The sequence below is a fragment of the Staphylococcus delphini genome, from assembly GCF_900636325.1.
Classification (GTDB): domain Bacteria; phylum Bacillota; class Bacilli; order Staphylococcales; family Staphylococcaceae; genus Staphylococcus; species Staphylococcus delphini.
This window is the reverse complement of sequence record NZ_LR134263.1, coordinates 1471285-1484054: the sequence shown is the minus strand read 5'-3', so window position 1 is coordinate 1484054 and position 12770 is coordinate 1471285. Positions and strand designations below refer to the sequence as shown.

Genomic DNA, 12770 nt, shown 5'->3' with positions numbered 1-12770 from the left:
ATCTCATCGGGCATATGTTATGTTTCAAAAAATATATAATTGCCAACATATGTCACACATAAAAATTTTGATAAATTAGTCTATCAGTCTTATAATAATAATATCGGTATTTTAGGGAGGATGCAAGATGAGTAACATGACATTAATCGTTTTAATTGTGTTAGCATTGGTCATCATTTGGATGGTAACGAACTTTATCATCAATAAACGATCAGTAACAGAATTAAACCAAGAAGAATTTCAAGAAGGTATTAGAAAAGCACAAGTGATCGATCTTAGAGAAAAGGCAGACTATGATTATGGTCATATTATTGGTGCACGAAATATCCCTATGACAATGTTTCGTCAACGATACCAAGGATTAAGAAAAGATCAACCCATCTATCTTGTTGATGCAAATGGTATCGCGAGTTATCGAGCTGCACGTACACTTAAGAAAAAAGGGTATACGAACTTGTATATGTTAAAAGGCGGCTATAAAAAGTGGACGGGTAAGATTAAGTCTAAAAAATAGTGAAAAGAGCTAGTGGATCCAGTAGAAATGTGGATGATCTAGCTCTTTTTTATGCGTGACCTAAATATATGAAAGTATCAAAAGACAACAGCTGCTCATACTTCTCTTTTAAAAATATAGTGACCTTTTGTCGTTTTTTAGCTATCAGAACAAATGTTCGCAGTCGCTATTTTTAGCATTTTACACTAATCACACAAAAAATATTACGCTTAAATAAAAACAGGAGGATTGGCATCAAAAATTTTTATGTGCCATCCTCCTGTTTATGATTGAATGTTGTAAAATCTATTACTTTTCTTCTTTTAAGTTCTCAAATTTTAAAATTGGCTTACGTGCTGCTGTTGTTTCATCTAAACGATCGATAATTGTCGTATGTGGAGCTTCTAACACTTTGTCTGGATCTTCCTCAGCTTCTTTCGCAATTTGGATTAAGGCATCACAGAAATAGTCTAACGTTTCTTTAGATTCTGTTTCTGTCGGTTCAATCATCATGCCTTCATCAACAATGAGTGGGAAGTAAACTGTAGGCGGATGAACGCCAAAGTCTAATAAACGTTTCGCCATATCTAACGTACGTACACCCAATTTTTTCTGCTTCGTACCACTTAATACAAATTCGTGTTTACAATATTGATCAAATGGAATAACGAACGTATCTTTTAAGCGCGCTTTCATGTAGTTTGCATTTAATACAGCCGCTTCAGACACTTCTTTTAATCCTTGATAACCCATTGTACGAATATACGTATAAGCACGTAAATAAATACCGAAATTACCGTAGAATGGTTTCACACGTCCAATTGAATATGGAATGTCATTATCATACTCAAAACGGTCTCCATTTTTCACTACGAGTGGTTTTGGTAAGTAATCACGCAACTCTTTTTTTACGCCGATTGGACCTGAACCTGGACCACCACCGCCATGCGGACCAGTAAATGTTTTGTGTAAGTTAAGGTGAACTGCATCAAATCCCATGTCTCCTGGACGAACTTTATCCATAATCGCATTGAGGTTAGCCCCATCGTAGTACAGTAAGCCACCCGCTTCATGCACGATATCACGGATTTCCATAATGTTTGTTTCAAAAATACCTAATGTGTTCGGGTTAGTTAACATGATTGCAGCTGTTTTATCACTCACGACTTCTTTAAGGTGATCAATATCCACTTCACCTTTTTCATTCGATTTCACTGTGACTGATTTGAAGCCAGCAAACGCAGCAGATGCCGGATTCGTACCGTGGGCTGAGTCAGGTACAATGACTTCATCTCTTTCCGTATCACCATTTTGTAAGTGATATGCCTTGAAAATCATCAGTGCTGTCCATTCACCATGTGCCCCTGCTGCAGGTTGGAGTGAAATCTCATCCATTCCAGTAATCTCTTTTAATTCTTCTTGCAAGCTGTAAATAATCTCTAACGCACCTTGAATTTGATCTTCATCTTGTAATGGGTGTGCTTCAGTAAATCCTGGAATGCGAGCAACTTTTTCATTGATTTTAGGATTATATTTCATCGTACATGAACCTAATGGATAGAATCCTGAGTCAACACCAAAGTTTTTATTCGAAAGCTCAGTGTAATGACGAATTAAATCAAGTTCTGATACTTCAGGAAATTCAGCTTTATTTTTACGAATGAATTTTGAATCGAGGAGTTGATTCGCAACATCATTATCAATTTCTCTTTGCGGTAAAGAATAAGCAAAGCGACCTTTTCTTGAACGTTCAAAAATTAATGGACTAGATTTACTTACCATTGATTTCACCAGCTTTCTGCACAAATGTATCGATTTCTTCTTTTGTTCTCAATTCCGTTACAGCAACGAGCATGTGGTTTTCAAACGTCTCATCTACTACGCTTAAGTCGAAACCACCAATGATACCTTCATCTAATAGCGCACGGTTCACTTCAGCAATCGGGTGATCAAAGCGAACGACAAATTCGTTATAAGATACGCCCTCTAAAACAGTGAAGCCATTATTTTTAAATTCCGTTTTTGCATAGTTGGCATTTTCCATATTTTGAATGGCGATTTCTTGAAGTCCTTGTTTACCTAACGCCGACATTGCAATTGAAGATGCTAATGCATTCAGTGCTTGGTTTGAACAAATATTAGATGTCGCAGTTTCACGACGGATATGTTGTTCACGAGCTTGTAACGTTAATACAAAACCACGATTACCATCATCATCTGTCGTTTGACCTACAAGACGGCCAGGAATTTTACGCATCAATTTTTTCGTAGTTGCAAAATATCCGCAGTGCGGACCACCGAATTGTGTAGGGATACCGAATACTTGTGTATCACCTACAACGATATCTGCACCGAATTCTCCTGGAGGTGTTAATAAACCTAATGATAAAGGGTTTGCATAAACGATAAAGAGTGCTTTTTTATCGGCAATCATTGCTTGAATTGCTTCTAAATCTTCAATGGAGCCATAGAAGTTTGGATACTGTACCGCAACTGCTGCCGTCTCATCATCAATAGCCGCTTCCAACTTTTTCAAGTCTGTTACAGTACCATCTAAATCTACTGTAACGACTTCATATTGTTCGCGAATTTTTGAATACGTATCTAACACTTGTAAGGCTTGATAATGTAAACCTTTAGATACGACAATTTTATTTTTCTTCGTGTTACCCCATGCTAATAAACACGCTTCAGCAAAACTTGTCATACCGTCATACATAGATGAATTCGCAACGTCCATTGCAGTTAACTCACAAATCATAGTTTGGAATTCAAAAATTGCTTGTAATTCCCCTTGTGAAATTTCAGGTTGATATGGTGTATACGCCGTGTAGAATTCAGATCTTGAAATCATCGCATCTACAACAGCTGGTGCGTAATGATCATAAACGCCTGCACCTAAAAAAGATGTATGTGTTTCTTTCGTAATATTTTTATTGGCAATACGTGTTAATCGCTTCAATAATTGTGTTTCTGGCTCTGCATCTGCAATGTTTAAATCTCTGTTTAATAACACATCTTCAGGAACATCACTGTATAGTTCTTGAATAGATTTAACACCAATCGTCTCTAACATTTCTTGCTCGTCTTTTTCAGTTAATGGAATATAACGATGACTCACTGTATTCACTCCCTATTTTTCGATTTGATTCTTTTTAACAATTTTCGCTTTCACTTGACGTTTTCTCACTTGTACAACGACTTCTTTACCCATTTCAAAAGCATCGCGTGCAATGATGCCCATACCGATTGCGTGACCTGTAGATGGTGATTGTGTACCTGAAGTCACTTCGCCAATTTCGTTGCCATCTAAATCATAAATCGTGTATCCCGTTCTAGGAATGCCTTTATCAATCATATGAAGGCCTACTGTACGTCTTGGTGCACCCTTTTCTTTTTGAGATAGAAGTACAGATTTGCCAATAAAATCTTCCTCTATTAATGGTTTAGCTGCAAAAGCGATACCGCCCTCATAAGGTGTGATAGATTCAGATAAGTCTTGACCATGAAGTGGTAATCCCGCTTCTAAACGTAACGTATCTCGCGCGCCTAAACCACATGGTGTCACTTCTTTTGATAAGAGTGCGTCCCAAATTGCAGTCACATCTTCACTGTCACAATAAATTTCAAAGCCATCTTCACCTGTATATCCAGATTGTGAGAGGATTACATTTTTACCGAAGATTTCGACATTTTGTTTGAATTCGAACATACCCATTTCACTGACATCTTCAGAAACATTGTCTTGAATGATTTGTCTTGCATTTGGACCTTGTAATGCCAGCTGACCATATTGATCGGATACATTTGTCACTGTAGCGTCAAAGCGTGCGCTATGTTGTACAATCCAGTCATAATCTTTATCGACATTGGCAGCATTAACGACTAATAAATAAGCCGTTTCTCCAAGTTGATAAATGACTAAATCATCAATGACACCACCTTCTTCATTACATAAAGCTGTGTATTGTGCTTTTGATAATGTCAGTTGGTTCGTATCGTTAGAAAGTACATATTGAACAAGTTGTGCGGCTTCTGGACCTTCAATGCGAATTTCCCCCATATGGCTCACATCGAATAAGCCAACGTTAGTACGTACTGCGTTGTGTTCTTCTTTAATACTTGAGAATTGAACTGGCATCGCCCAACCACCAAATTCAACAATTTTAGCCTCTGCATCAACGTAATGTTGGTAAAGTGGCGTTTTCTTTAGTTCTTCTGACATGTAGTCCCCTCCTAATGTGTAATAAAAAACAGAGGAGTACCTTCATACTCCCCTGTTGAGATGCCTTCAGGAATGCGTCACAATATTATCCTTTTACCTGAGAGATTCGTAATCCATAATTACTTGCTCCTTCGGTGATGAGTCGTACCCATACTCTCTAATATTGATCATTCGCAGACAATTTAATTTTTATTTCATTAAGCGTTTCTGATAACGGTGTTGCAGATGAAATCTTAATGAATGCGATTTCATTATATCTTGAAATACGCGTCGAATACAAGTGTTTTAAAGATTCGAAACTTTTTTTATTTGCATTAGGTCGATTCGTATCGTCTTTAACTCTTTCATAGAGGGCTTCAATCGGTGCATCAACCCATACGGCTTTCACTTCTGCCTCTTTAAGAAATTGATACGTTGCGTCATGTGTGAGAATGCCGCCGCCTGTCGCAATGATATCATAAGATTGTATTGCTTTTTTTAAACATTCAAATTCATGCTTTCTAAAACCTTGTTCGCCTTCTTCTTCAAAAATTTGTGGAATTGATTTTTGCGTTTCAGTTTCGATATAAGTATCTAAATCAATGAATGAACATTGATCAGTCTCTGCTAATGATTCTGCAATGGTTGTTTTACCTGCACCCATAAATCCGATGAATAGAAGCGGTGTATCCATTTTTGATTTCATATATTACTCACCTTTATCGATAATTCGCGCTATTTGATATTCATAGTCATCTGACAGCGCATCTATAGTTTGTAATTTTAGACTATAAATCAGTAAATAAAAAGAGATAAAAGTAAAATATGCAGATAAAATGATAAACAATAGTGGCAAGGTAAAGCCGTGTTTACAATAGAATCTCTTTTTCATGTGTTGTAGTCCCTTCTTGGTAAGTTATTTTCATTAGTATTAAATCATGTGTTAGTTGTTCAAAGTAAACGTCTACAACACGGTTACACATCGTAATATTTCCGCGATGACCGACAGTTTTTATTATTTTTTTGTTGCGCAATTTGTAATTAATCTCTGTATTCGAATCTCTTATTTCTAGTTCTTTCTTTCTAACAATCTTTGCTTTGACATCTTTAGCATGAAGTGTATTTGAGATATCCTTAATCATCAGTTCTATATCGTATGTTCGATCTTCAAATACTGTTGTTTTTAATTGACTTAAACTGAAAATAAGTAAGGGTATGAGTAATACAATCGTCATTTGAATTAATAGAGCAACGAGGCTTTCAATGAGTGTGAAGCCCTGCTTTTCGATAGCAATATTTTTGTTTAGTTTGATGATTTTGTATACACAATTGATGTGCTGTCGGAATAATTTCATAATGAGACACCGTCAACTTCTTTTCTGGGATTTGATGTTGAATGACTTCAAACAATGTACGTTTTAATGTTAAATCTTCCACCGCTTCATGATATGTTTTGACCATTTGCTGGGTCATAGGAATAAGTTGAAAGATCATGATACTGAGGAGAAACATCGCAAAGAGACTTTCTATAAAAACAAAGCCTGATGTTGCTTTTAACTTGTTGACTATTGATAAGATATACGGTACCTCCCTTGCTCAATGTGGAAAATAAGAGAAAAGGCACGCTGTTGATGTTCAAAACGTAATGTGCCGAATTGATTCGCTTTTCCGTCTTTATCAAAAATGAGCGCGCGAATGTTTGAATTCATTTTTAATTGAAGCGGTGCAAGTGGAATCGTTGTCACTCGATGGGGATGAATGGTTTCGACTTTAATATCGTTGCGGTTGGGACGAAAAAGTAGCATGACAGGCGCGTGACTTTTAATGGCATACGCTTGATAATAGTCGATTTCACTTGTCAGCTTTTTAATTTCATATTCTGTCGTGTTTTGGAGCAAATTGAATTGAGGGTGCGACATAGTTATCGAAATAAAGACAGAGATTATGGTGAGTACGAGTAGCATCTCAATGAGTGTAAAGCCATCATGACGCAACTGCTTCGCCATCTCTGATTGTGATATCTTCACCTGATTTGCATGTTTTTTGACTCTCTTTAATGTAGCCTTCACGAACTAAATCATCAATCGTATTCGGTTTGTGGTTAAACTTTAAAGCATAGGCTTCTATTTGACTATCGACCATTTTTAATTGTGCTGCACAGCCCGTTTTTTGGATATGATCTGACTGTTTAGCAATATTCGGGATAATGAGTATCAATAGCACACTAATAATTAACAGCACAAGTAACATTTCAATTAAAGTAAATCCTTTCTTTTGGTTGAATTTTGATTTAAGTTGTTGAATCATTATCAATCACTCCTATTCTTTAATCGCTTGCATCATTTCAAAAACAGGTAACATCATAATTAAATAGACAGATAGCACTAAAATACCAATAAATGCGAACATAATCGGTTGGATCCATTTAATATGCTGGTGAATGAATGCTTCTATACGGTCCAACAAGAATGTGCTATAGACCTCTAACTCAATATCCAACTTATCTCGTTTTTCACCTTGTTTGATATAGCTTATAAATTGAGGTTCAAAACAGTCTAATTGAAGCAATATGAGAGAAAAAGATTCGCCTCGCTGAAGGTGTTCTTTCAATGTATGGCCGACATATTGTAAAAACAAATTTGCCTTTTGGTTCAAATAAATCTTCACAATATCATTTAATGTAATACCGTTTCTAAAAAATAATACAAATTGGTTCGTCATGTGGTAAGTTGTAAAAAGTTTATAATATCTTTTGAAAATAGGCAGATGGGTTAAAAAATGAACTTGGCGTTCGATTGGGAGATGTTTCAAACGTAATATGACCATATAATAAGTTGCTACAATCACGAGCAAAATGATTAAGAAGATGGCTGGAAAGTTTTGAATGAACATCTTAACCATATATTGCAATGTGGATTGATTCAATTGCATCGTTTCATACATTTGGTCAAATTGTTGCATGACCGTTTGGTTCAAAGTTACGATTAGCGCGAGAAAGATTAAAATGAGTACGATCGGATATTGGATAGTTTTAATCAGCTGTTTTTTTAGTTTGCGGTTTTTAGTATAAAACTGATGACACAATTTTAACGTTTCAGGTAGCGAGCCGTACCGTTCAGCAAAATAAAGCTGCATCAAAATGGTTTCAGGATAACCAAACATCTGGAAAATGTCGTAACAGTTTGCACCCCCTTTTAATTTTTCAACGAGTTGATTTTCAAATGTAGGATGTCGTATATTGAGTTGTTCATAAATAAACAGCATCGCTTCAGCAAAAGTAAAACCATGTAATAATAATTGGTAGAGGCGCTTCATAATGAGTAAGTGTTGCACATGAAGTTGTCTTAACGTGCGTTTAAATCGTATACTTTCGTAAAATTTTTTCATCTATAACCCCCTCTTTATTCAAAAGTTGAAGCTTATCAGAAAGGCTTGTGAAAGCAGTAGGTAGTTGAAAGTTATTATTCAAAAAGTAGTGAATTTCTTGTTGATCCATCGTTTCATAGACGAGTTGTCGCTGGTCATTTTTTGTTGTAATGAGTCTTTGATTGATGATGAGATTGATGGATTGAGATAGATCTTGGTGAGAGAGTCCCATTTCAATCAGTCTCAGGAGCACCCCTTGACAATCGTTGGCGTGTATCGTCGACAAGACTAAATGTCCGCTTAAACTCGCTTGTATCACGTCCCTTGCAATATGGCTGTCACGAATTTCACCAATTAAGATAACATCTGGATCACAACGAAGGATTGCTTTTAACGATGACCCATACGTAATATCAGCTTTTTCGTTAACGGAAATTTGTGTAATACCGTTGACAAGCTGCTCCACGGGGTCTTCTATCGTGATGATATTCAAGTTTAACTTTTGTTTAGCGTAGACGACCATTTGATACATTAACGTGCTTTTTCCTGCACCTGTAGGCCCGCTAAACAGAATTAAACCTTGCTTTTTCTCCATATTAGATTTGATGTCTAAAACGCTGTGGGCTTTCGCATTTTGAAAATATTGGGGTGTAATACGAATAACACAACTTTCAGTACCTAAGTTTAAAGGCAACGTGGACACTCTTAAATAATATAACTCTTTATGTTCATAAATATAGCGCCCACTTTGTGCTTTGTGGCGTGTCGAAATATCTAATCCAGCTTGGTATTTCAACAAAGTTAACAATTTTTGATACGTTTCTAGATTTAATGTGTCATATAATACAAGTTGATCTTTCACTCTGAGTTTCACTTCGACTTGTGATTGTGAAGGGATGAAATGAATGTCCGATGCCTCATTTTGAAGTGCAAATTGTATGACATGATCTAATAGTAGTTGCATAAAAATCACCTCTTGCATCTATACACGCAGGAGGTGAGCAAATTACTTGTTACGCTACTAAAAAACATTGAATTTTTGTCATGTACACGTACGTCTATGAGATATAAAAAGAGCAGAAGAAATGTTTTCATTGACATTTTCTCCTGCTCTTTGATTTAACCTTGACCGTCTAAAAACGGATTCATATATTCATCTTCAACTGTTGTAGAAGGCCCGTGACCTGGATATAACGGTAACTGTTCGTCTAAACTAAACAATTTATCTTTAATAGAGTCAACTAATGTTTCATAGTCTCCTTGATATAAATCTGTTCGTCCAATCCCATTATTAAATAACGTGTCGCCCACTACAGCAAATTCATCAAACACATAAGTCAAACTGCCTGGAGAATGTCCTGGTGTATGTAATGTTTGAATGTTAAACTGGCCAATTTGATGTGTACCTTCATCAAGTGCGTGTGGTTCTGCTTGACTCGTAATTATAGGAAGGCCATAATCTGTAAATTTTGCCGAACCATTTTTTTGTGGATCTGTTAAAAATGAAAATTCTTCCGCATGCATATAAACAGGTACGTCATATCGTTTCAGCACATCATCTAATGCAGCGATATGATCAAAATGGGCATGTGTTAACAAAATAGCAATCAGTTGCTTTCCAGACTGTTTAATTTTGTCATCAATTTTATCAATTTCACCAGCTGGATCAAACAAAATCATCTCTGTATCATTTTCCACAAAGTAAGTGTTTGTGCTAACAAAGCCTAAAGTAAGATTAGAAATATTCATGTGACACCCTCATTATTTCAAATGTTTTTTGACAGAATCTAATTTATCGTTCATTTTACGTTGTTTATCACGACGGTCGTCTATACGAATGTTTGTGCAGACACGATCGAGCCCTTTATTGAACGGTAACTCATGAATGGCTTGAATGACTTCAAATAAATCGGCTAAGTCACCTTCAATTAATGTATTCATTGGTGTGAGTTGATAGTCGATTTTACCTTCTTGCTTATATTCCTCTAATTTCGTTTGAATTTCTGCAATGTATTGGCTGACACTCGGTCCTTCTGTGCCAACGGGAATGACTACTACATCAACAATCGCCATTTAAATACGCTCCTTTTCAATGATATATGTTTTAATGAGCCCTGCAGCACCCACAATACCTGCATCGTTACCTAACTCAGCACGTACGATTTCAGTGCCTTGTTGTGATGGTGTGAATGCAAGGTGGTAATATTCTGTTTTAATATTCTCAATTAAAATATCGCCTGCATCGGACATACCGCCACCTAAAATAATGTATTTAGGGTTAGTTGTGACACTGATAATACTTGCAAGATATGCGACGTATTGTGCGACACGCTCTGTGATGAAAATACAGAATTGATCCCCTGCTTTTGCCGCATCGAATACTGCTTTAGCTGTGACTTTATGTTCTTTTATGAGCGGTAAAATTGAAGACTTGAAAGTGAGCTTCGGATAGTAGAAATGAACTAAATTCATGACACCTGTCGCAGAAGCCACTGTTTCAATACACCCTGATTTACCACAATTACATTTGAAACGTTGATCGTGGTCGACACGAAAATGTCCAAGTTCAGCACCTGAGCCGTTATGACCATGAACAATTTCACCATTAGCGATAATACCGCCGCCTAAACCAGTCCCTAGCGTAATTGCAACGACGTCATCCGCATCTTTACCAGCACCATTATGCTTTTCACCGAGTGCAGCCACATTTGCATCGTTATCGACATATACCGGGAATGACACAAATTGTTGCATGATTTTAGAAACGTTAACAGGTTGCGGCCAATTTAAGTTAACGGCACCATTGACAACGCCAGATTCAAATTTAACAGGGCCTGGGACACCAATTCCCATACCGATCACTTCATTCATATCATAGTGGTTGTGTTCCATCTCATGCACAAACGCATCATAAATTTGTTTAAGTAATACTTCACCTGTTGGATCTGAGATATCCGTCTCAATAGACCATTTAGATAATTGTGTTAATGATTTATCAAAAATACCTAATTTACATGTCGTGCCACCAATATCTGCAGCTAAAATTAAATGTTTGTTCATTCTTTATTCATCCTTCTTTGATTAATTAATAATTTAGATTGGACAAATTCGTCTCTAGTGATTAATTCATGGCGATATAATGTTTGAATTTCTTGTTCTATCATTTCTAGCATATCAGCTTTGTTATCGAAATAAATAATAAAGCCAAATTTTTTTAATAGTTGGAGTACATCATAAAACGTATTCAATTGTGTTTGCATATTAATCATCCAGTTCTTTTTTCAAATTCTGATAATCTTGATTGTTTGGGCTTGCTTTAATGGCTTTCTGGATATAAGACTTGGCTTGTTTATCATCTCCTAATGAGCGATTCGCAATGGCCATATGATAATTTAACGTTGGAGAGTTAGGAAAATATTTCAGACCGCGCTCCCATTCAGCCATTGCTTCAGCTTTAGAATCCTGTGTAGCAATAATAATACCTGATAAGTAATAAGTCACATCATCTGCATATCCATTTTGATACGTTTGTTTAATCATATCTTTCGCTTCGGTATATTGCCCATCATACATTTCACGCTGAATAATTTGATTATAAATATTCGTATCGGATGTCATAAAGATTTTAATGCAAATCAGTATCAGTATCACGATTGAAATACCGAGTAAAATATAAAAATAAAGACGTTTTTGATTGAAAAAATAACCTAAATAAACGACGAGTACACCGCCAAGCAGCCCGCCTAAATGTGCAACGACATTCACATTTTGAATCAGAAGTGTCAAGCTCGCCATGACCACAACAGCAATGACCATTTGCAAAATTACTTTTTGATCAAAGCGACGACTGATAATCATGAGTGCAACTAAAGCACCCATTAAACCGAAAATCGCGCCACTCGCACCTAATGAAAAACTCGTTGTTATTAAAGCAAGTGAAATCAGGTTGCCGATAATACCTGATAAAAGATACGTCCCTAACATTTTCAAAGGACCGATAAATGCTTCAACGAGTTTGCCGAAGATAAAGAGAGACAACATGTTTAATAATAAATGTTGAAATTCAATATGTAAAAACATTGATGTAATAAGTCGGTACCATTCCCCATGGACCACATTAAAATGCGCTAATGCACCTAAATTTATAATTTCATAATCGGTATGATGTGGTGTAAACCAAGTAACAATCATCCAAATGAGCACATTGATTGCAATGACTGCATATGTAATCGGCGTAAAACGATACATTGCTTTTTCAACGATATTTTGATTAAGGACACGTTTTTGGTACTCTTTTAATGATTTTGAATCTTTTTGACCTAATTTTCGTTTGACGATGGGATGCGTTGTGATATTGCGAAGTGCTTTGACATTATGAATACTATGAAATTGCACTTGAAGCGGTTCGTGTACGTTAAAGTTCACCGTGTTAAAAGATTTATCCGTCAACACATATACATCATAGCGTTTAATAGCATAGCCTAAAAACTCGGCAATCTGTTTTTGATGTTCTACAATACGATCTTTATCGAAATCGAGTTCTTGCGTAGTGAATGTCCCTTGCTTAAAAATAACAACATGTTGCCGCTTTTGATGCGCAAGCCAGACTTCATTTTTATCTTTTTCGTAATGAACACATTCATAGTTTAAGTAACGCATCCATAGAAAACTTGTTTGCCATAAATGTTTTTCTTCAAACATATGTTA

General features: G+C 36.2%; 15 protein-coding genes and 1 riboswitch. Of the genes, 1 reads left to right on the top strand and 14 read right to left on the bottom strand.

Annotated features, from left to right (window positions below; genetic code table 11):
* Positions 1–136 precede the first annotated feature (136 nt).
* On the top strand, positions 137–514 hold the full coding sequence (locus EL101_RS07085) for a rhodanese-like domain-containing protein (protein ID WP_370498505.1): 378 nt from the start codon (positions 137–139) through the stop codon (positions 512–514).
* A 288-nt stretch (positions 515–802) separates the two neighbouring features.
* Here the strand turns inward: EL101_RS07085 and gcvPB are convergent, their stop codons facing one another.
* The 14 genes from gcvPB to EL101_RS07010 form a co-directional block, all read right to left on the bottom strand.
* Positions 803–2275, bottom strand: a complete 1473-nt coding sequence (gcvPB, locus tag EL101_RS07080; protein WP_096541432.1) for an aminomethyl-transferring glycine dehydrogenase subunit GcvPB — start codon at positions 2273–2275, stop codon at positions 803–805.
* Positions 2265–3614: an aminomethyl-transferring glycine dehydrogenase subunit GcvPA gene (gcvPA, locus tag EL101_RS07075; RefSeq protein WP_096596983.1), complete on the bottom strand. Its 1350-nt coding sequence runs from the start codon at positions 3612–3614 to the stop codon at positions 2265–2267. The genes gcvPB and gcvPA overlap by 11 nt, the downstream gene beginning before the upstream one ends.
* A 12-nt stretch (positions 3615–3626) precedes the next feature.
* A complete protein-coding gene (gcvT, locus tag EL101_RS07070; RefSeq protein ID WP_096596985.1) occupies positions 3627–4718 on the bottom strand; it encodes a glycine cleavage system aminomethyltransferase GcvT in 1092 nt (363 codons plus the stop codon).
* A 75-nt stretch (positions 4719–4793) separates the two neighbouring features.
* A riboswitch (glycine riboswitch) is annotated at positions 4794–4889 on the bottom strand.
* The gene (locus EL101_RS07065; RefSeq protein ID WP_096596987.1) at positions 4876–5403 is read right to left on the bottom strand and encodes a shikimate kinase; all 528 of its coding nucleotides are present in this window, start codon (positions 5401–5403) and stop codon (positions 4876–4878) included. It overlaps the preceding riboswitch by 14 nt.
* Positions 5404–5566: 163 nt before the next feature.
* Positions 5567–6052 (bottom strand): competence type IV pilus minor pilin ComGF, encoded by a 486-nt coding sequence (locus tag EL101_RS07060; RefSeq protein ID WP_119529678.1) that lies wholly within the window; start codon positions 6050–6052, stop codon positions 5567–5569.
* A gap of 210 nt (positions 6053–6262) precedes the next feature.
* The gene (gene comGD / locus EL101_RS07050) at positions 6263–6703 is read right to left on the bottom strand and encodes a competence type IV pilus minor pilin ComGD (RefSeq protein WP_096596991.1); all 441 of its coding nucleotides are present in this window, start codon (positions 6701–6703) and stop codon (positions 6263–6265) included.
* Complete coding sequence (comGC, locus tag EL101_RS07045; RefSeq protein WP_096541451.1) at positions 6681–7004, bottom strand: competence type IV pilus major pilin ComGC; 324 nt, start codon at positions 7002–7004, stop codon at positions 6681–6683. Before comGC ends, comGD begins: the two co-directional genes overlap by 23 nt.
* 12 nt (positions 7005–7016) lie before the next feature.
* Positions 7017–8084 carry a competence type IV pilus assembly protein ComGB gene (gene comGB, locus EL101_RS07040; RefSeq protein WP_096596993.1) on the bottom strand — a complete coding sequence of 356 codons (1068 nt, stop codon included), beginning with the start codon at positions 8082–8084 and terminating at the stop codon, positions 7017–7019.
* Complete coding sequence (gene comGA / locus EL101_RS07035; RefSeq protein WP_019165230.1) at positions 8053–9027, bottom strand: competence type IV pilus ATPase ComGA; 975 nt, start codon at positions 9025–9027, stop codon at positions 8053–8055. The genes comGB and comGA overlap by 32 nt, the downstream gene beginning before the upstream one ends.
* A 155-nt stretch (positions 9028–9182) precedes the next feature.
* A complete protein-coding gene (locus EL101_RS07030; RefSeq protein WP_096596995.1) occupies positions 9183–9812 on the bottom strand; it encodes an MBL fold metallo-hydrolase in 630 nt (209 codons plus the stop codon).
* Between the two features lie 12 nt (positions 9813–9824).
* Positions 9825–10136 (bottom strand): MTH1187 family thiamine-binding protein, encoded by a 312-nt coding sequence (locus EL101_RS07025; protein ID WP_019165228.1) that lies wholly within the window; start codon positions 10134–10136, stop codon positions 9825–9827.
* Positions 10137–11123 (bottom strand): ROK family glucokinase, encoded by a 987-nt coding sequence (locus EL101_RS07020; RefSeq protein WP_096596997.1) that lies wholly within the window; start codon positions 11121–11123, stop codon positions 10137–10139. It lies immediately after the preceding gene.
* A complete protein-coding gene (locus EL101_RS07015) occupies positions 11120–11323 on the bottom strand; it encodes a YqgQ family protein (protein WP_096596999.1) in 204 nt (67 codons plus the stop codon). Before EL101_RS07015 ends, EL101_RS07020 begins: the two co-directional genes overlap by 4 nt.
* Before the next feature lies 1 nt (position 11324).
* A complete protein-coding gene (locus tag EL101_RS07010) occupies positions 11325–12764 on the bottom strand; it encodes a rhomboid family intramembrane serine protease (protein WP_096597001.1) in 1440 nt (479 codons plus the stop codon).
* Between the last annotated feature and the right edge of the window lie 6 nt (positions 12765–12770).